This is a genomic window from Mechercharimyces mesophilus, from assembly GCF_059818345.1.
The window spans coordinates 91,965-110,383 of sequence record NZ_JCBAPH010000007.1 but is presented as its reverse complement, the minus strand read 5'-3'; the positions used below and the strand labels follow the sequence as shown (position 1 = coordinate 110,383).

Genomic DNA, 18,419 nt, shown 5'->3' with positions numbered 1-18,419 from the left:
ACTTACGTTCATCCTTTTATGCTATGATGATTATTGAATCACCCTTTCGAATTTGATGAAAATTCGACAAAAAAGAATAATCAACGTTTAAGGTGCAGATCATTTGTGTTGTCGCATTGATTTGCTTAAAAGGGAAGACCGGTGAAAATCCGGCGCGGTCCCGCCACTGTATATGGGAGTCTCCTACTAAATATCCACTGTCCAAACGGATGGGAAGGAGTAGGAGGTGATGAACATAAGCCAGGAGACCTGCCTTAAACATGAACACAAAAGTTCCTACGTGGATAGGAGGTGTTGCTGGATAAGCATACAGGCCAGTTGATGGTGTGTGTTCGTTTACTTGTCCAAAGACAACCGATACCCGTAGAGCGGGTATTTTTTATTTTGTATGAAACCAAAAGGGGGAGATCAGCTTATGAAAATGAACAGAAGCAGATGGGTACTCATCTTTGTGGCGCTCCTATTGTTGGTTCCATTTCAGGGGACTGCATTAGGAGAAGCATCTGATATACAAGTTCAGGAGACCGATGCCATTACCCTATCGGTAGTAGGCGATGAACAAAAAGGGACCATTTTACAGGATACTGCCGTCCAAATTGAGGATGGCGATACTGCTTTTGATGTCCTTTATCAAGAGCTTGGAAATCAAGTGGGATACAGTGGCACGGGCTCTAGTCTATATGTTTATGAAATTGATGGATTAGCCGAGTTTGATCGGGGTCCCTTAAGTGGTTGGATGTATCGGGTTAATGGCCAGTTTCCTCTGTATAGCGCCGGTGTGTATGAGCTAGACGATGATGATGTAGTGGAGTGGGTGTATACGGCCAATGGCGGTGGCGATGTGGGTTTTCCACTCAGCTTGAACCAAGAGAGAGTGGGAAACAACAAGACACGTGAACCAGTCTCCTCCGATGCTTCTGGTAATGAGAATGAAGAGAAGTTGGTTAGTGAAAAAGAAGGAGAGACGATCCAAGAAAAAGAGACCGAACCGGAGGCAATAAAGGGCGAACAAACGGATGAAGGAGAAAAACAGGAAACAACAGGTGAAAGAAATGAGTTAGATTCTTCAGGGAATGCACGGATTGAAAAGGCGAAAAACTTATCAAAAGAAGTCTCTATGAAACGGCAATCAGCCTCTTCTGATACAGCGAAAAAGAGTTCACAAGGGGAAGAAAAAAATAAGGACAGTAACATGGAGGAACCAGAAGATAGTCCGGAATTATCCTCCTTGATCCAATGGGTGAAGTCCAATTTTGCTTCATCTGAATGGCAAGTGATTGGATTGTCTCAAGCTGAGGGTTGGATTCCTGAAGGTTATCTTTCACAGGTAGAGGGGCAAGTCAAGGCAAATAACGGAGAATTTCGTAAAGTGACAGACTATGAACGATTGATTATGGGCATAGGAGCAGCCGGAGGTAATGCGCAAAATGTGGCTGGCTATAACTTGGTAGAAAAGTTGTACAACAGTGAGCGGATGACCTACCAAGGAAGCAATGGGGTCATTTTTGCTCTGATAGCACTTGATTCTTATGGATACACAGTTCCAGATGATGCGTTATGGAATCGCGATCAACTTGTGCAGTGGCTTCTCGATCATCAGAACAATGATGGAAGCTGGTCCCTTGTTCAAGGGACCGGCGATGTGGATATTACTGCGATGACATTAACCTCTTTGGCTCCTTATGAAGGGAAGGAAGTGGAAGAGGCAAAACAAAAAGGGTTTGTCTGGCTTTCGTCTCAGCAGAAGGAGAGCGGAGGTTTTTATTCGTGGGGATCGGAGACAAGTGAAAGCGCTTCACAAGTGGTGATTGCTCTTTGTTCGAACGGGATAGCACCCACGTCACTTGCTTTCACCAAACCAGGTGGGAGTGTCATCGATAATTTGCTTACCTATCAACAAGTGGACGGTGGCTTTGCCCATGTGGAGGATGGGGGGAGCAATCTTATGGCTAGTGAACAAGCATTAATTGCGCTCACCGCTTATCGAAACCTATTAACGGGAAAACCACGTATCTATGATTTTAAACCGGTCTCTCCTGAACCAGAAGAGCCTCCTGTGGATGTTCCACCATCACCTGATCCTGTACCAGATCCTTCTCCCTCTCAACCGTCGACGCCTGCCCCTGATCCACATGAGATGAAAGAACCAACAGTTGATAGGCATCTCAAGGTGGTTGAGGTTGTTCAAGTACCTGCCCCATCCCCGCAACCACCTTACAAAGAGGTGATAAGAGAAACAACGGTTTATCATAACTCCTCCTCTTCTCCCGGAGCTTCCTCGGTTTCTTCGAGCACGGCTCCTTCTCCCCCAGCATCAAATGAACCACTTGAGAGAATGGAAGAGGGTACCGAGTCCACTGAAGAAGAGTTGACGCAATATGCGTTTGCTCCTAACGCTTCTGCTACGAATAACCAAGCGAATGAGGTTCACAGAGGCTTACTCATACTTCTGATGGGCATGATTATTTGCTTAATCGGGTTATGTTTGTATCTCTATGAACAGAGGAGAGGATGGCAATGAGATTCAAAAAAAGAGCGGCGCTTCTTCTTGTTGCCATAGGACTTCTTGTCACAGGTGCTGGGGGATGGGAACTTACTCGGACGTTTGTTTTTCAAACGGATGCTGCTTCTTCACCACAAGTAGAACAACACGGGATACAACAAGAAAGTTTGCGTACTCCACAGGAAAATCATGAACAACCTCATGCGGCGGCTACCTCATCAGAGAATTCTATTGCAACAGGAGAGAGAAAGTCTCCGTCGACCCAAGAGAAGCAACAAACGAGATCGGTTGAAAAGGATTCATTGAGTACAGAAGCGCGGACGAATCAATCGGATACAAGGCAAAAGTCCGTGATTGATAGAACAGAAAGCTCTGTTCTATCGACGCATTCCAATAAGGCAGAGGCAAAAGAATCGGTCATCTTTTCGATTCACGGGGTAGATGGAGAGGAGATTTTAAGCGCCAGGTCCGTGGAAATTGAAAGTGAAGATACCGTGTTTGATGCACTGGTTCGCGCTACGCAGGACGAAGGTATTCAAATGGAGTACCGAGGCTGGTCGCATACGCTGTACGTAGAGGGAATTAATCAACTATACGAATTTGATAAAGGAGCAGAAAGCGGTTGGATGTATCGTGTCGATGGTGTTTTTCCCGATCGGAGTGCAGGCATTTATCCTTTGGAAAAAGGTGACCGAGTGGAGTGGCTCTATACCCGCAATTTGGGAAAAGATATTGGAGCTAATTTTCGATGACAAGTGGTTTTCAGCAAATGCATCCAGCAGTAGCCGGTTTATATTACGTAGGTGCGATGATCCTGCTATTTCTCTTCTTTCATCCGATCTTTCTTTTGATGGGCGCTGCTGTATTGACAGCAGTGAACCTTCTTTATGATGGGGGAGAATCACTCTTTCGTTGGAAAAAGATGATGGGGTGGACGGTGGGCATCCTAGTGATCGTCAATGTCTTGACTTCCCACCGCGGGACTCACGTACTTTGGCAAAGTGGGACTTTTCGCATGACAGGAGAAGCTCTCCTGTATGGGAGTATGATGGCGGCTATTCTGGTTGCGCTCCTTCTTGTTTTTATTTCCTACCAACAGATCCTTTCTTCTGATAAATTTCTTTATCTATCGGCACGCTTTCTTCCACGATGGGCACTATTGACGATGATTGCACTTCGTTTTGTTCCCCTTTTACAAAATCGCTTGGAGGAAATAAGGAAAGTACAGCGCGTTCGACGAGAATTTGTCTCCCTTAGTGTACGAGAGCGTATGCGTACAGGTATGAGTCAATTAGAGGTACTCCTTACGTGGTCGTTAGAGGATGGCTTACAGACAGCAGATTCCATGAGGGCGCGTGGTTTTGGAAGAGGGAGGCGTACATCGTATCCCACCTGGTCTTGGAGAGTAAGAGATGTGCTAGCGGGACTTTTTTTACTGGTGTTGTTGGTTTGTTGTTGTTGGGGGAGAGTGAAAGGGTGGGGAGCACTCACGATTTATCCAGAGTTAGAAACCTTGCGACTTGAACGAATGGAGTGGGCCATGTTGATTGGCTACCTGCTATTCTTAAGTTTTCCTATATGGGTGGAAATGAAGGAGATGATGAAATGAATATTCTCTCTTGTGAAAATGTCAGCTTTACTTATCCAGAGAACGCGGCTCCCACCCTTCAGCAGATCTCCTTCTCGATTGCTCCAGGAGAATTTGTCCTTCTTTGTGGTCCGACAGGATCAGGAAAAAGCACCCTACTCCGGTTGTTAAAGCAGGAATTACAACCAGTGGGCAATCGTGCAGGCGAGATTTTTTATCAAGGTATGCGATTGCAGGAGTTGGAAGATGGGCGAGCGGCTCAGGAGATTGGGTTCTTGTTTCAGCATCCGGAGCATCAAATCGTGATGGAAAAAGGATTGGAAGAATTAGCGTTTGGGATGGAAAATCTTGGTTTTTCTCCTCCATATATGAGGCGACGTGCAGCGGAAACGAGTGCTTATTTGGGAATAGAACCCTGGATCAATCAACAGACACGGACGATGTCGGGTGGACAAAAACAACTGCTCAATCTAGCGTCGATTCTGGCTATTCGTCCTCAGCTCTTGCTATTGGATGAACCGACGGCTCATTTGGACCCGGTTCATGCTAGTCATTTTCTTCATACACTCAAGCGTTTGAATCTAGAGACAGGGTTGACAGTACTTCTTGCTGAGCATCGCTTGGAGGAGGTTTATGCATTAGCAGATCGAGTGCTGATTTTAGAGAATGGCGAAATGGGATTTAGCGGATCGAGGGGAGCGGGGATCGAGTGGATGCAACAGCAAAATTCCGCTTTCAGCGCTTGGATTCCAGCAATTCCATCCTTTGTTCTTCATAGGGGAAAGGGGGGATCTCCTCTCCCTCTAACCGTGAGTGAAGGAAGAAAATGGGTGATGGAACAATCGCTTAAAGCCAACACCGAAACAAAGGAATCTGCGCGCTTAGAGAACGCTCAGTCCCCCATTGTTTCATTGAAGCGCATTGATTTTGGATATCAACCGGAAAAGCGAGTACTCAAACAGTTGCAAATGAAGGTGTCCCCAGGAGAATGTGTTGCTGTCTTCGGAGGAAATGGATCGGGCAAGTCGACTTTGCTACAGGTTGTCGCGCGCATACTCAATCCTCGCTCGGGACGGGTCCGGCTCCAAAGAAAACGACGATTGGGCTATCTCCCGCAACAGGCAGCAGCCTTCTTCATGGAAGACACGGTGGAAAAGGAACTTGAGGTAAGTAGTTTGGGCATAGATAAGAAAGAGAAAAAATCTTTGTATCAGAAGGTGTTGACAGAATGGTCGCTCTCTTCTCTTCTGAAGCAACATCCGCATGATCTCAGTGGGGGAGAGAGACAGAAAGTCGCGCTAGCGTGTCTGTTGCTACAAGAGTTGGATCTGTATCTTTTGGATGAGCCGACCCAAGGGCTGGATCCCTCGGCTAGACAACAACTGACGGATTGTTTAAAGGAGCAGACTGAGCAGGGGAGAGCCGTTCTATTTACGACCCATGATGTGGAGTTTGCCGCGGCAACGGCATCTCGTTGCCTTCTACTATTTGAGGGAGAAGTCATTGTTTCGGAACCGGCAGATGTCTTTTTACGAGGGAATGATTTTTATACGACTTCGATCTACCGCATGACGAGGAATACAGGGAGACCAGAAGCGGTTACTCTGGAGGAGGCAGTACGCTTATGGGGAAAGTGGGATGGTTCATAGGGGTTGTCTGTTTTTTTGTGATGGCCTGGATTGGAATGGAATGGAGCGATCTGGATCCATTTTGGTCGAGTCTTGTGATCCTTATGCTATTTGTGGGATTGATGATCCTGCGCTTTGAGCGAACAAGCAGAGGGAGTAGGGAGATGGTTCTCATCGCTTTGTTGACTGCGATCGCAGCGGTCAGCCGCGTACCTTTTGCGGGTCTGCCAAGTGTCCAACCCACTACGTTTGTAATCATCGTGTCTGCGATGGTCTTAGGGGCGGAGCGGGGGTTTGTTATCGGTGTGGGTGCCGCTTTGGTCTCCAATATGTTTTTGGGACAAGGACCATGGACTCCGTGGCAAATGGTAAGTTGGGGCCTTGTGGGATGGTCAGCAGGTGCTTTACGGCATACGTTTATCATGAGGAAGAAATGGATACTCCTATTATTTGGATTTCTTTGGGGATTTCTCTTTGGTTGGATCATGAACCTATGGGTATTGATCGGGATGCAACATCATGATTGGACAACGTTTTTGGCTGTTTATACGGCGAGCTTTTATTTTGACCTTGCCCATGCCATCTCCAATGTGTTCTTCTTAGCGTTATTTTCAACACGATGGGTGGGTATTTTGTCAAGATTTCAACGTAAATATGGACTTGTGCCTGGGCAAGTAGACAAAAGTATTGAGGAAAACAGAGTTAAAAGTATCTAATTGGTATTTCTGCATACGCACCTGTAAACCGATTGCATGACCATACGCCGTATAAAAGGCATGACCACCTTTTTCTCAAGATAATTGGTTGTTCCTGCTTTTTGTTTGCTGGGGTGGATGTCCGTAACAGATGAAGATGGAGTGAATTGGTTGGTATGGATTATGGATACACGGATTTGAGATAATAATAGGAGAAGGAGGATCTAACCAAGAGATTTCCTTTTTATTAAAACACCATTGGTGGTATGATGAGAATGACGAAGTATTGAAAAGAAAGAAATGAGGAGAAAGAAATGAACGATCAGAACAAATATGATTTACGAGAATGGAAAAAAAAGTTATCTGAGTTTGAACGGCCACGTATAAGTAAGAGTACTTGGCAACTACTCAATTCAGTAGGACCTTTCTTTCTACTGTGGGGGTTTGCTTACTGGAGCTTAGAAATATCGTATTGGCTCACTTTACTTCTGTCCATTCCAGCGGCAGGCTTTCTTGTAAGGATGTTTATTATTTTTCACGATTGTACCCACTACTCCTTTTTTAAGAAGAGGCGGTTGAATGATACCGTCGGGATCATATTGGGTTTCTTTTTCTTTAGTACCTATGAACAATGGAAAAATACACACGCCGCCCATCATGCATCGAATGGAAATCTTGAAAAGCGTGGTGTCGGTGATATATGGACAATGACACTGCAAGAGTACGCGGATGCTTCAAAAATCAAGCGTTTGATCTACCGTACGTACCGAAATCCGATTGTCATGTTTCTCATCGGTCCTCTCTACACCTTTTTGATTGAGTATCGTTTCAATCGCAAAGGAGCGGGCAAGAAGGAAAAAAGGCATGTGTGGCTTACGAATTTAGTATTGGTAGGGGTCCTTTTTCTGATTGGGTCTACACTTGGTTGGAAAGCATTTCTTTTGGTTGAACTCCCAATTTTTTATTTTGCTGCTTTAGGCGGAGTTTGGCTATTTTACGTGCAACATCAATTTGAAGATGGTTACTTTGAAAATAGTGACAGGTGGAATTATGTTGAAGCCGCTTTAAAAGGTAGTTCCTTTTATAAACTGCCACGCGTGTTACAGTGGTTCTCCGGTAATATTGGTTTTCATCATGTCCATCATCTCAATTCACGTGTTCCCAATTACCACCTTGAACGGGCTCACTTAAGTGATGCAAGATTACAAGACGTCCCCACGTTAACTTTTTGGTCAAGCTTTAAGACCCTAACTTTTAAGTTGTGGGATGAGCAGTCAAAGAAATTTATTGGTAATCGCGCGATTCGCCATTATTTGCGCAAGAAAAAGGCGCTTCACCATTCCTAGGAGGAGTGAAGCGCCGAAAAGATGGACGGAGGGGAAGCTGGTCCTTCGTGAGCTAGCGCTCGAGTATACTTGCATCGAGCGCTAGCTCCAAAACCTCTTATTTATTCCACTGATTTTCTCGACATAATGGGATGACTATTCCTCGATTTTATACTCTAAGATGTCTCCAGGCTGACATTCCAAGGCGATGCAAATAGCTTCTAATGTTGTGAATCGAATGGCTTTGGCCTTTCCATTTTTCAGTTTAGACAGATTAGCCATTGTTATTCCGACCTTTTCAGATAGCTCTGTTACGCTCATTTTTCTCTTTGCAAGCATGACATCAATATGGATCATAATGGCCATGCGACTCACCTCACACCGTTAAGTCATTTTCTAATTTGATATCGATTGCGTGTTCTAATATTTTCTGGAGAAGTGCAGTAAATACAAAGACGACAAGGGAAGCGAAGATAAAAACAAATCCCAGTAAAATGAGACCAGGAGAATCAATTTTCTTTCCTGCAAGATAGAAGAAGGGCATGACTGCCGTATATACCAAGGTGATTGTCATGGCACAAAACTTAATATTTCTTAAAAACCTAACAGAGGACTCTGAGAAAGCATTTTCCTTATCGATAAGACCTAAAATTCGCAAAGCTTGATATATGGCAATGAAAAACGGGATGGTTGCTGCATACATGCCACCTAATAGGATATACAGGAAGGAAATTGTTTCTGGATGGTTTGCTGAACTTTCCTTTACTATTGCAGGCAATCCAAAAATACAGGCGAGCAGAATGGCCAATCCTATGGTTGAAAATGTTATTCGCAAGAAAATAGTCGAACCTCGATTCATCAATGAACACCTCACTTGATCGTTGGTGTTTTGATCTTACCCTTATTACGATCGATTGTCAACAAAAATTTATCGATAATCGATATATAGTAACCTCGAATTTAGCAAGGAAGCGTTGACAAGGATGGTCTCAAGAGAGATCATTCAGATATTGTAAATTTTCTAATAAAGGTGTGTATGAAATGCAAATCTTACTTATTCGCCACGGACAATCGGAGGCGGATCTACTTCACGTTCATGAGGGACGTGCCGATTATCCTTTGACGAGATTAGGAAAAGAGCAGGCGCGGAAAATGGCTGAGTGGGTGAATCACCATTACCCACCCGAGAAGATATACGCCAGCACGCTAGTGCGAGCCAAGGAGACAGCCGACCTCCTCGCGCAGAAAGGAGGTTATTTCGTTGAGCATCGAGCGGATCTTAGAGAGTTAAACAACGGAAGTCAAGCGGGTATGCCAGACCATATTGGCCCTCATCCGTGGGAGCTGCAACCACACGAAAAGTTTGGCGAGTGGGGAGAGTCGTGGATTGAGCTTAGAGCACGAGCAGAACACACTTTTTCACGTATCCTAGCAGAGGCAGAGAGCCAATCTTATAATCGTATCGCGATTGTATCACACGGATGGATGATTACACGGCTTTTGGATAGCTTCTTGCGAATGCCCATTTTACATAACCTGTGGATAGAAACAGGTGATACAGGAATTCACCTGATTGAGCAAACGCAACAAGGGAGGAAAATTCATTTCTTAAACAGGATGAATCATCTAAACCCTTCCATCAGCGAATAGACATCTTGTTCTTCTTTGATCGTGATATAATCCATGATGGGCCGTCGGAGGTCCGTCAAAGCCTTCTCCGAAAAAGGAGAAGGTTTTTGCATGCATGCGTTTGAAAAGTATACTTTTGGCAACGAGAATACAGTACCGATCTGTGTGTACGTAAAGGCGCAACTTTTTTATCTAGGATGGTTTTACTATACACCTACCTTCACAACCACTATTTGAATATGAAAGTAATAACTTTTTAAAAAATCTTGCTGACACATATACACAATTTGGTATAATGAATATGTTTTGTGAATGTGCTCTTCAAACTTTATTAAAGGAAGTGAGAAGTTGCCGCTTGCTTCCAAATGATTGATGAGGGCTTTTTTTACTCATGAGGATATTAGAATATCCCAGGTGGCTAAGATGAAGCTTGAGAAGATATATAGCTTATGGAGAAGGTGTGATTAGAGGGAGGGGGAGTTCATCCATACCCAATGGATTTGCAAAACTCACTCTCTCTGCAGAAAATTTGGTCTGACCGATTGACCAAAGCTGCTGCAAGCGATTATACAAAGCTCATGGCAAGCATTAATCGAGTGGTCGGCTTAAATGAGAATGAAAAGAAGCGACTACAGGCCATCTTGGGGAGAGAGAAGATGCACAAGGTAGGAGCAAAAGGAGGGTCAACGGCTTTTGTACTTACTTGGGCCATGTACATTGAGGAGGATAATATCAAGAGCGAGTTCGTGTTTCAAGCTGATCAATTAGAGTCGGGTTACTCCCAAGTGATTAGCCAGAAGGGATCTCTTCAGCGCTTTCTTAAACCAGTAATTTACGATCTTTCCTATCGAGAAAAGGTCAAGAAAGCATTACGGTAGGGCTCTACTCTGATCTTTAATGAAACTCAAGCTTAGAAGGTATTTTAGATAAGATAACAATATAATTAGTGGGTGAGGACAATAGGCATACAACGGATGCAATACCCTTCCATAGAGACAGAGAGAATGATGCTAAAATTATTGAATTTGTCGCATGTTCAAGCAGTATTTGATTTATTCTCAGACTTGGATATCGTAAAGTTTATGGATATACCTCCTTGTAAGGATTATTTAGAAGCAGAAGAAATCATCCGGTATCATATGGATGATTCTGGGTGTAGATGGGGCTTGTTTAGCAAGAGGGAGCAGAGACTGCTCGGAACATGTGGCTTTCACTGCTGGGACGTGAGCAAAAAAACAGCTGAAATTGGATTTGATCTTCACAAAGCTTATTGGGGAAAGGGATATATGACAGAAGCCCTGCGTCCTGTGATACAATTTGCTTTTTACAGGATGGGATTACAAACAATAGAAGCTAGTGTGAGCTATAAGAATAATAGATCGATACGACTGTTGGAGAGGATAAGCTTTAAAGAAACGCAAGAATTACGGGAAAATGAGCTATTGTATCGTTTAGATAACCCACACTTCTATGATGGGCAGACCAAGTTCACAAGAAGTCCTTCCTCTTAAAGGCATGTCGTACTGGGGAAACGAGATAACCCATTGCTGTTTAAGGAAGTTCTCTATCACCGGAATCATGCGAGTGAGGAAAAGCGACCCAATTAGGACTAGGTAAGGGCTCATCGCACGCAAAAGAGAGGTCCCAGCGGGTGAAGAGGAGTTGCAACGCTCCTTTTGCTCGCTTTCTTCTTTCTCTACTACAACAGTGATAGATAGAAAACGAGTGCGAGGAATCCCTATTCTGTTTGCTCCTTCATGAAAAGAGAGGAGTGTACTAACGATAAATTGTTGGTTTTTGTTTTACATAGGTGGTCTTAATTAATTGGCTGATCATAAAAGAAGCGACATCCGCACGAGAAATTCTTTTCCAAATGGGAATAGGAACATCGATTTCTATCTTATATCGATCGGTCAGAGGGCCATTTGTGAGCCATGGAGGGCGAACGACAACCCAATCTAATGGGCTATCTACAATCATTTTTTCTTGTAAGGCAGAATCTCGAATGGCGAAAGTATCCGTTAATGAGAATAGACGAACAATGGGTCTTTCCCAGAAGCGATATTGTTCAGGTTTAACCACATCCGAAGCCGCTATGGCAATGAGGCGTTGGACGCCATACTCTCTCATGGCTTGAATAATATGTTGCGTTCCGACTGAGCGAACCGGCTCTTTGGAGCCCAGTGGTGTTCCTAGGGTGCACAGGACGGCATCGTGTCCAACAATAGCTTTCTTTACGCTTTCAGCATCAAACACATCTCCCTGAAGGATGGTGAGATCAGGGTGTTGGATGTCAATTTTGGAGGGAGTTCGGACGAGTGCGGTGACTTGATACTTTTGTTGAAGCAATTGCTGGAGTAGGTGTTGCCCGACTCCACCACTGGCACCAAAAAGAGAAATTCTCATGGGCTTGTACCTCCAATAGGGGTGTTTTCTTACAGGAATGCTACGGTAGAAATCAATCTTTAATAAAAAGAGCGTGTTTATATTATTTGATGAGAATAAGTCTTTCATGTTTTCAGGGGCATAATTCCTCAATCATATCGCTATCAAGGACAAAGGGCAACGATTACGTATGGCCAATAAAGTGTACGCACTAATATTCGAATAATGTTGAATGTATATTACGAATATATTAGAATTAAGAGAGTACATGAAAGGGGGAGATGCAATGAAGCACTATTATTCATTGGAACCGACGGAGAAGGTTTCTATTCAGGTAGAAAGTTCACCCGTATGGGAAGTCGTTATGGGGATTGCTGGCTATACCTATGCACAAATTCGGCATACATTTGATTTAGATGAAGAGTGGACAGCCTTACAAGACCAGATGCCAACTTCTCTTTTGAGAAAACTGGAAATCATGCGAAGAACAAATTTTTGGTATGGATTAATCCTGTTGCAAAATGAACTGTCCACTTCCTCTATTCAAGATTTTTCGAATCGACTGATCCAGCTTTCGCCAGAGACCGTATACGATTTCTTGCTGCCTTACCATGGCAGAAATTATGAACAAGAGCGGACGATGGCTGTGCGTGAACGAGATCAAGTAGCGCTCACTCAATATGCAACTTATTTCGAAGGGCATGAATACCTAGGTGGATATGTACGAGAGCTTGGACGGTATTCATATGAGGAGACCTGTGATTTATTTATTACGATGTTAGAGGAATGGTACGCGTGGGTGAGCCAACAAAAAGGTTGGACAAAGTGGATGGAGGCACTAGAATTTGAAGCACAGAAGCAACGCTCGCATGACTGGACAAATCCTGGTGAAGAGATCAAAAGGATTACCGGTGGAGTCAACTATTTTCCTGAGCCGTCTGTTTGGACCATTAAGTGCATTCCACATGTGTCCTATCGTCCATGGGTCTTATCCCTGCGCACGACGGATACAAAACTGTTCTTTTATCCTCTGTCTGAGGAATACTTACTGGAGCCTGGCAGTCCTTCTAATGAACTGGTTCGTGGTCACAAAGCACTGGGGGACGAGTTGCGTTTAAAGTTACTTTATCACCTTCTAAGAGGTCCGTTGTCTCTACAAGACATTAGTACTCAGTTTCAAATGTCCAAGACAACGATGCACCACCAGCTCTCTATCTTAAAAGCGGCTAAGTTTATTCAGGTGGATAAAGGAGTCTACTCAGCCAATATGACGCGGGTGAATGACTTTTCGACACAGCTAGCGCGGTATCTAGGAGCGAAGGGATGAAAAGGTTCTCTCGTTCTTTTTATACATTGTGGGTGGGGGAAATTGTCTCTGAGTTTGGGGGGGTTGCCGGCGGTATTGTAAACGGGTTGTTGCTTTATGAACTAACAGGATCGAAGGAATGGATGGGAGCACTTTGGCTAATCTATTTTGTTCCCTCTCTTCTTCTGCAATCGATTAGTGCGCCTTTCTTGAACCATATGGCAAAGGAAAAAGCATTACAAAATATCCAGCTCATTCGGGCGGGTGCGTATCTTCTCCCCTTATTGGGTTATGTTCTTGGTACAGATAGGAGCACAATGGTTGGACTTATCGTATTGCAATGCTTGTTGGGATTATTACAACCTCTCTATGGAAGCTTATCCTTTTCGTTATTACCAGAAGTTTGTGAAAAAGAAGAGATGGTAGATGCGAATGGTTTGTTAGACACAACCATGAGATTGATGAGTTTTCTTGCTCCTGGGGTGATCTCGCTTCTATTGTTGGTTAGTCCACTTCCCTTTGTTTATCTTCTTTCATCTATGCTATTTCTTGCGAGTTATTTCGTTCTTCTGCGTCTTCCTATGCTTCATGTGAATAGAGAAGGGAGCTGGACAGGGGGGAAGTGGTGGGCAGAGGTAAAAGAGGGGTATCGCACCTTCTTTCTAAATCCCGCACTGTGGCAATTGACGTTTCTCTCTTCTACGGTACGTTTTGCTGTGGGAGCCATGATGGTGTTAAGCATTCCATTTATACGCGGGGAGCTTCAGGGGGACGATTGGGAGTACGCCCTCTTTGCAGGGGCTTTTCCCGTGGGTTATGTATTGGGGATGCTTCTTCTTACCAAACTACCTCAAACCAAACAAACAATGTATTTGGGATTGTGTGGAGGAGGCCTCTCCTTCATGTTGCTGTTTTTAATTGATACAATACCCCTTGCATGGGTGTGTGAACTGTTTGGTGGGTTGTTGTTTCCGCTTTTTCACTCGCAAAGCGCAACGTTATTTCAACAGAAGGCTCCTCGTGCTCGCCTCGGTCAATTAAGTAGTGTCCGCTTATTTTTTCTGCGCGTGACGATGCCATTAGGAATATTGTTTGCTTCTTCACCAGTGTTGGCTTGGAGTACGCGTCAGGTCTACTTGACAGTTGGTCTGGTGATTTTTCTACCTGGACTGTTCTTTCTTGCTGTTTCCTGCTTTCCGAGAAGAAAAGGTATAGCACATCCATAACCTGTCCCAGTCAAAGGAGGAGTAAGGAGAGGTTGAAGTGAAGGTAAAGGAAAAACAACTAGTGAACTCTTTTTTGGTACGTGGAATCCAAGCTCAAAGAAAACAAATCCGGGACTTCTTTGGATTGCAAGAACTAGCCCAGGCACATAGCCAGAGTTTATGCAATGGCTATAGGAACATGTGTCTTTGATACATGACTCAGACTACCTGTTAGATCAATCCTATCGTCTGTTTCGTAACGTTGTTTAACGAATATGCATTAAATCAATATTCACGAAATTACTTACTAGGAGGAAAATGCTTTGACTTTCACAAGAATTTCTGATGTGTGTTACGTTTTTGAGGGACCGGTCAATATCGGATACTGTGTAAAGGAAGGAAAGGGGCTTCTTTTAGATTCAGGACTTGATGCACAAGCCATTAAAAAGGTGTTAAGAGAGTTAGAAACGCAGAACCTTCCATTAGATTATGCTGTTATCACACATGCCCATGCCGATCACTTTGGTGGGGCACATTACTTGAAGGAATCTAAAAACATCTCATTATTTGCTCCTCGCAGGGAGAAGGCCATTATGGAAAATCCTATACTTGAGCCTATGTATTTGTTTAATGGGGCTCATCCGATAAAGGATCTACGGAATAAATTCCTGGAAGGGAAAGAAGTACTGATTGATTATGATTTAGAGCCAGGAAGGAATAAAATTGGTCCTTTTGAATTTGAGGGAATCCACTTACCAGGCCATTCTTATGATCAAGTGGGAATTTTGATTGAGCATATTCTGTTTGCTGCCGATAGTTATTTTGGTGAAGAAACTTTAAAAAAGCACGTCATCCCATTTATTGTGGACGCTGATGAGACCATCCATTCGCTTGAAAAATTACTTGATGTCCCCTGTAAGGGTGCTGTTCCAGGTCATGGAACCTTTGAACACTCGTTTCAAAGTACAGTCCATAAGAACATCAAACTGCATCAGGAAAGAATGGATACTCTGTTTAGCATGATTTCAAATAACAGCGAAGGCGTTACTTTTTCAACTTTATTTAAGAGGTATTTAGCTAATTACAATCTTAATGTAAACAATGTGGGACAGTGGTTATTATTCCGAACCTCATTTACCGCCTATTTGACTTATTTAGAGCGTAGAAAACAAATCCAATTTCTGATTCAGGATAATGAAATGATTATTAGTCCTAGTTAATGCCCTAAAATCATTTCTCCCCGTGAAATAGGTCATACAAAGCTCAACTCTCGTAGGCTATACTATACCCCTAATCCAAAGGAAAACAATGAACGACAATAGTTGGCTGTTCGAATGGATTATATAGTGGCTGAAACTATTTCGTTCATTTTGGCTGACAGAGGGATTATGATAGAGTTACAGAACGAAAGGATGTTTACTTTGATCAAACCAAAAGTGAAAGTAGAGAAGAGTAAGAAGGTATCAAGCCAGAAGGTAGAAGAACGTTTTCTTTTGATTATTAACCGTATGATTGAATTAGAAGATATGATGAGGAACGAAGAAAAAAATGAAGGCGAAGTAAATGATGATACCTACGATGAATACACTGATTGGGATACGGAGATAGGAATATTTCTTGTAGATTATCCTCAATATTATAAGAGAGCTGAGTACAAGAGAATGACGGAATACACCAGATAACTATATTACGTAACAAAATGATAATTACATCGCTTTAAGGGAGATGAATATGAAAATAGACCGTATGATGACAATCATTGTTATCTTACTTAATAGAAATCGAATATCGGCAAAAGAAATTGCGGAAAAATTAGAAGTTTCGGTTCGGACGATCTACAGGGACATTGAATCTATTAATATGGCTGGTATTCCAATTATATCATATCCTGGGACTGATGGTGGTTTTGGAATTAGAGATAATTATAAATTAAACCATCAGTTGCTGACACTAAACAATTTGTGTTCCATACTTTCAGCACTTAAAGGTGTTAACTCAACATTTGAGGATGTTGAGCTTGAGTCATCCATAGAAAAACTGGGAAATCTTATTCCGCAGGATAAAACTCATCATCTTGACCTGCATATGGAGCAGATCATAATTGGTATGCAACCCTGGGCATACACCTCAAAACAAAAAGAACTGGTCAAAAGCATCCGGAATGCTATCACGCAATCACAATTGATTACAATTATATATAGAAACTATGCAAACGAAACGAGTACAAGGCAGATAGAACCGATGTCACTAATCTTTAAAGGTTTTACATGGTACCTGTTTGGCTATTGTCACTTAAAAACAAATTTTAGGGTATTCAGGATTTCACGCATTATTGACTTGCAGGTTGAAGATGTACGATTCAAGCGTAGGGAAAAGTCATATCAAGAAATTGAAGAGGCATCAACGAAGCAGGTCTCTTTAACCAGCATTACTTTAAAATTTGTACCCCAGGTGAGGTCCCGAGTTGAAGATATTTTTGACAAAGAAAATATTGAAATCCTGAACACAGGTGAACTGATTGTGACCGCACAATTTCCAGAGAAGGAATGGTATTTCGCATTGATACTTAGTTTTGGTGAACATGTTGAAGTGTTAGGTCCTGAAAGGGTACGTCAAGCTGTTGCATCTAGAATAAAATCGATGCATGAAAAATATCAATAAAGTTTTTTTGAACCTGACATACTGGTGTCACACCACTTTGCTACTATGCTAACTGTAACAGTCTTTTAGTACAGCTAGCATAGGAGGTAATATGATGATTAATAAAACTGATTTTCCCAAGCCTACCCTTATTTCAGTCAACAGCGTGGAACTCGAAGTCTTTGAAGCGGGCATACAAAATGCAGGAAAACCTATTGTACTCTGTCATGGCTGGCCAGAGCATGCCTTTTCTTGGCGCTATCAGGTGCCCGCCCTTGTCGCAGCGGGCTACCATGTCATCGTTCCAAACCAGAGGGGTTATGGCAACTCATCCCGTCCGAGCGAAGTAACAGACTATGACATTGAACACTTGTCGGATGATCTCATCGCACTTCTGGATCACTACGAATACGAAGATGCCACCTTTGTCGGTCATGATTGGGGTGCAATGGTCGTTTGGGGGCTGGCCTTATTGCATCCAAACCGTGTAAATAAAGTGATAAACCTGAGCTTGCCTTACCAAGAGCGCGGAGATAGACCTTGGATCGAGTTCATGGAAGAAATACTTGGAAGAAACTATTATTTTGTCCACTTCAATCGACAACCGGGTGTCGCAGACGCCGTATTAGATGAAAATACATTCCAGTTCCTTCGTAATATTTACCGGAAGAACGAGCCCCTCAGAGCGCCCCAGCCAGGTATGGCGTTGATGGATCTTGCCAGAGCAGAAACACCACTCGGTGAACCCATCATGAGCGACAGCGAACTGGCCGTTTTCGTCTCCGCCTTCAAATCAACCGGCTTCACGGCAAGTATAAATTGGTATAGGAACCTTGACCGCAACTGGCGCTTATTAGCAGACGTGAATCCAATCATCCAACAGCCTACACTTATGATCTATGGCGACCGGGATGTGATCCCGAAGTCTGAAAAACTAGCGGAGTACGTGCCCAATGTGGAAGTGGTTAATCTGGATTGCGGTCATTGGATTCAGCAAGAAAAGCCGGAAGAAACAAACCAAGCGATTTTAAAATGGCTGGAACAAGGGAGGGTGTGATTTTTTAGCAACCAAAAAGAGTTTAACGATTGGTTAGAAGACATCATGCTGAATCTAGTGAAATTTAGATGAGTTATTTTAGGGTGCCAGTGAAACAGTCACTTTGGTTCTTCCCTATTATTGTTTTTCTTTTTGGTGGGATAAGAATCCGCGAAAGCTATAGCAACGCCAATAGGTATTCCTATTGCCCAATTATCGAAACTGACACTGAAAACAATCGCGATAGCAAAGCCCAATATCCAATTATTATGTATTTCATTTTTTTTTCTCTCAAAATCGCGTTCCTCCCCCTTTCTACTATTTTCCTAATACCTAGTATATATCCATGCCTGATGTGGAGAAAACCCCCTTGTTGGGAAAACTAGCATAGCAACCAGCGACCGAGAGGCAATCACTCCACTAGTTCGGAGTATATATCACTGATTTATTTATCCAGTGATTAATCCTATCTGAGCAAA

The 18,419-nt window shown here is 43.2% G+C and carries 18 protein-coding genes and 1 riboswitch; of the genes, 15 read left to right on the top strand and 3 right to left on the bottom strand.

Translation table 11 applies throughout. From position 1 onward, the window contains the following. Positions 1 to 73 precede the first annotated feature (73 nt). Positions 74 to 271: riboswitch (cobalamin riboswitch) on the top strand. Between the two features lie 144 nt (positions 272 to 415). The 6 genes from AC6RGY_RS15490 (at position 416) to AC6RGY_RS15465 (ending at position 7,760) form a co-directional block, all read left to right on the top strand. Next, on the top strand, positions 416 to 2,521 hold the full coding sequence (locus tag AC6RGY_RS15490) for a DUF4430 domain-containing protein (RefSeq protein WP_499864521.1): 2,106 nt from the start codon (positions 416 to 418) through the stop codon (positions 2,519 to 2,521). Beyond that, positions 2,518 to 3,255: a DUF4430 domain-containing protein gene (locus AC6RGY_RS15485; protein ID WP_499864519.1), complete on the top strand. Its 738-nt coding sequence runs from the start codon at positions 2,518 to 2,520 to the stop codon at positions 3,253 to 3,255. The genes AC6RGY_RS15490 and AC6RGY_RS15485 overlap by 4 nt, the downstream gene beginning before the upstream one ends. Continuing rightward, positions 3,252 to 4,112, top strand: a complete 861-nt coding sequence (locus AC6RGY_RS15480; RefSeq protein WP_499864517.1) for an energy-coupling factor transporter transmembrane component T — start codon at positions 3,252 to 3,254, stop codon at positions 4,110 to 4,112. Before AC6RGY_RS15485 ends, AC6RGY_RS15480 begins: the two co-directional genes overlap by 4 nt. Next, complete coding sequence (locus AC6RGY_RS15475) at positions 4,109 to 5,740, top strand: ABC transporter ATP-binding protein (protein ID WP_499864515.1); 1,632 nt, start codon at positions 4,109 to 4,111, stop codon at positions 5,738 to 5,740. Before AC6RGY_RS15480 ends, AC6RGY_RS15475 begins: the two co-directional genes overlap by 4 nt. A gap of 20 nt (positions 5,741 to 5,760) precedes the next feature. After that, positions 5,761 to 6,435, top strand: a complete 675-nt coding sequence (locus AC6RGY_RS15470) for an ECF transporter S component (RefSeq protein ID WP_499864663.1) — start codon at positions 5,761 to 5,763, stop codon at positions 6,433 to 6,435. Positions 6,436 to 6,728: 293 nt separating this feature from the next. Continuing rightward, positions 6,729 to 7,760 carry a fatty acid desaturase gene (locus AC6RGY_RS15465; protein WP_499864512.1) on the top strand — a complete coding sequence of 344 codons (1,032 nt, stop codon included), beginning with the start codon at positions 6,729 to 6,731 and terminating at the stop codon, positions 7,758 to 7,760. Between the two features lie 135 nt (positions 7,761 to 7,895). Here AC6RGY_RS15465 and AC6RGY_RS15460 read toward each other — a convergent pair whose 3' ends face one another. Next, entirely contained in the window at positions 7,896 to 8,105 is a 210-nt protein-coding gene (locus AC6RGY_RS15460; RefSeq protein WP_499864510.1) for a helix-turn-helix domain-containing protein, read from the bottom strand. 10 nt (positions 8,106 to 8,115) lie between these two features. Beyond that, positions 8,116 to 8,598, bottom strand: coding sequence for a DUF2975 domain-containing protein (locus AC6RGY_RS15455; protein ID WP_499864508.1), 483 nt, complete (start codon positions 8,596 to 8,598; stop codon positions 8,116 to 8,118). Between the two features lie 182 nt (positions 8,599 to 8,780). On the opposite strand from AC6RGY_RS15455, the gene AC6RGY_RS15450 reads away from it, so the two are divergent. The 3 genes from AC6RGY_RS15450 (at position 8,781) to AC6RGY_RS15440 (ending at position 10,879) form a co-directional block, all read left to right on the top strand. Beyond that, a complete protein-coding gene (locus AC6RGY_RS15450; protein WP_499864506.1) occupies positions 8,781 to 9,389 on the top strand; it encodes a histidine phosphatase family protein in 609 nt (202 codons plus the stop codon). A gap of 473 nt (positions 9,390 to 9,862) precedes the next feature. Further along, entirely contained in the window at positions 9,863 to 10,246 is a 384-nt protein-coding gene (locus tag AC6RGY_RS15445) for a hypothetical protein (protein ID WP_499864504.1), read from the top strand. 126 nt (positions 10,247 to 10,372) lie between these two features. Then, positions 10,373 to 10,879: a GNAT family N-acetyltransferase gene (locus AC6RGY_RS15440; protein WP_499864501.1), complete on the top strand. Its 507-nt coding sequence runs from the start codon at positions 10,373 to 10,375 to the stop codon at positions 10,877 to 10,879. Positions 10,880 to 11,144: 265 nt separating this feature from the next. On the opposite strand, the gene AC6RGY_RS15435 is transcribed toward AC6RGY_RS15440, so the two are convergent. Next, the gene (locus AC6RGY_RS15435; RefSeq protein ID WP_499864499.1) at positions 11,145 to 11,774 is read right to left on the bottom strand and encodes an NAD(P)-dependent oxidoreductase; all 630 of its coding nucleotides are present in this window, start codon (positions 11,772 to 11,774) and stop codon (positions 11,145 to 11,147) included. A 265-nt stretch (positions 11,775 to 12,039) separates the two neighbouring features. On the opposite strand from AC6RGY_RS15435, the gene AC6RGY_RS15430 reads away from it, so the two are divergent. From AC6RGY_RS15430 to AC6RGY_RS15405, 6 genes are all read left to right on the top strand, one after another. Continuing rightward, positions 12,040 to 13,080: an ArsR family transcriptional regulator gene (locus tag AC6RGY_RS15430; protein WP_499864496.1), complete on the top strand. Its 1,041-nt coding sequence runs from the start codon at positions 12,040 to 12,042 to the stop codon at positions 13,078 to 13,080. Continuing rightward, positions 13,077 to 14,285: an MFS transporter gene (locus tag AC6RGY_RS15425; protein ID WP_499864493.1), complete on the top strand. Its 1,209-nt coding sequence runs from the start codon at positions 13,077 to 13,079 to the stop codon at positions 14,283 to 14,285. The genes AC6RGY_RS15430 and AC6RGY_RS15425 overlap by 4 nt, the downstream gene beginning before the upstream one ends. 302 nt (positions 14,286 to 14,587) lie before the next feature. Beyond that, complete coding sequence (locus tag AC6RGY_RS15420; RefSeq protein WP_499864489.1) at positions 14,588 to 15,484, top strand: MBL fold metallo-hydrolase; 897 nt, start codon at positions 14,588 to 14,590, stop codon at positions 15,482 to 15,484. 114 nt (positions 15,485 to 15,598) lie between these two features. Beyond that, positions 15,599 to 15,946: a hypothetical protein gene (locus AC6RGY_RS15415; protein WP_499864486.1), complete on the top strand. Its 348-nt coding sequence runs from the start codon at positions 15,599 to 15,601 to the stop codon at positions 15,944 to 15,946. A 49-nt stretch (positions 15,947 to 15,995) separates the two neighbouring features. Beyond that, the gene (locus AC6RGY_RS15410) at positions 15,996 to 16,925 is read left to right on the top strand and encodes a helix-turn-helix transcriptional regulator (RefSeq protein ID WP_499864484.1); all 930 of its coding nucleotides are present in this window, start codon (positions 15,996 to 15,998) and stop codon (positions 16,923 to 16,925) included. A 94-nt stretch (positions 16,926 to 17,019) separates the two neighbouring features. Further along, the gene (locus tag AC6RGY_RS15405; RefSeq protein WP_499864482.1) at positions 17,020 to 17,961 is read left to right on the top strand and encodes an alpha/beta fold hydrolase; all 942 of its coding nucleotides are present in this window, start codon (positions 17,020 to 17,022) and stop codon (positions 17,959 to 17,961) included. Positions 17,962 to 18,419 lie beyond the last annotated feature (458 nt).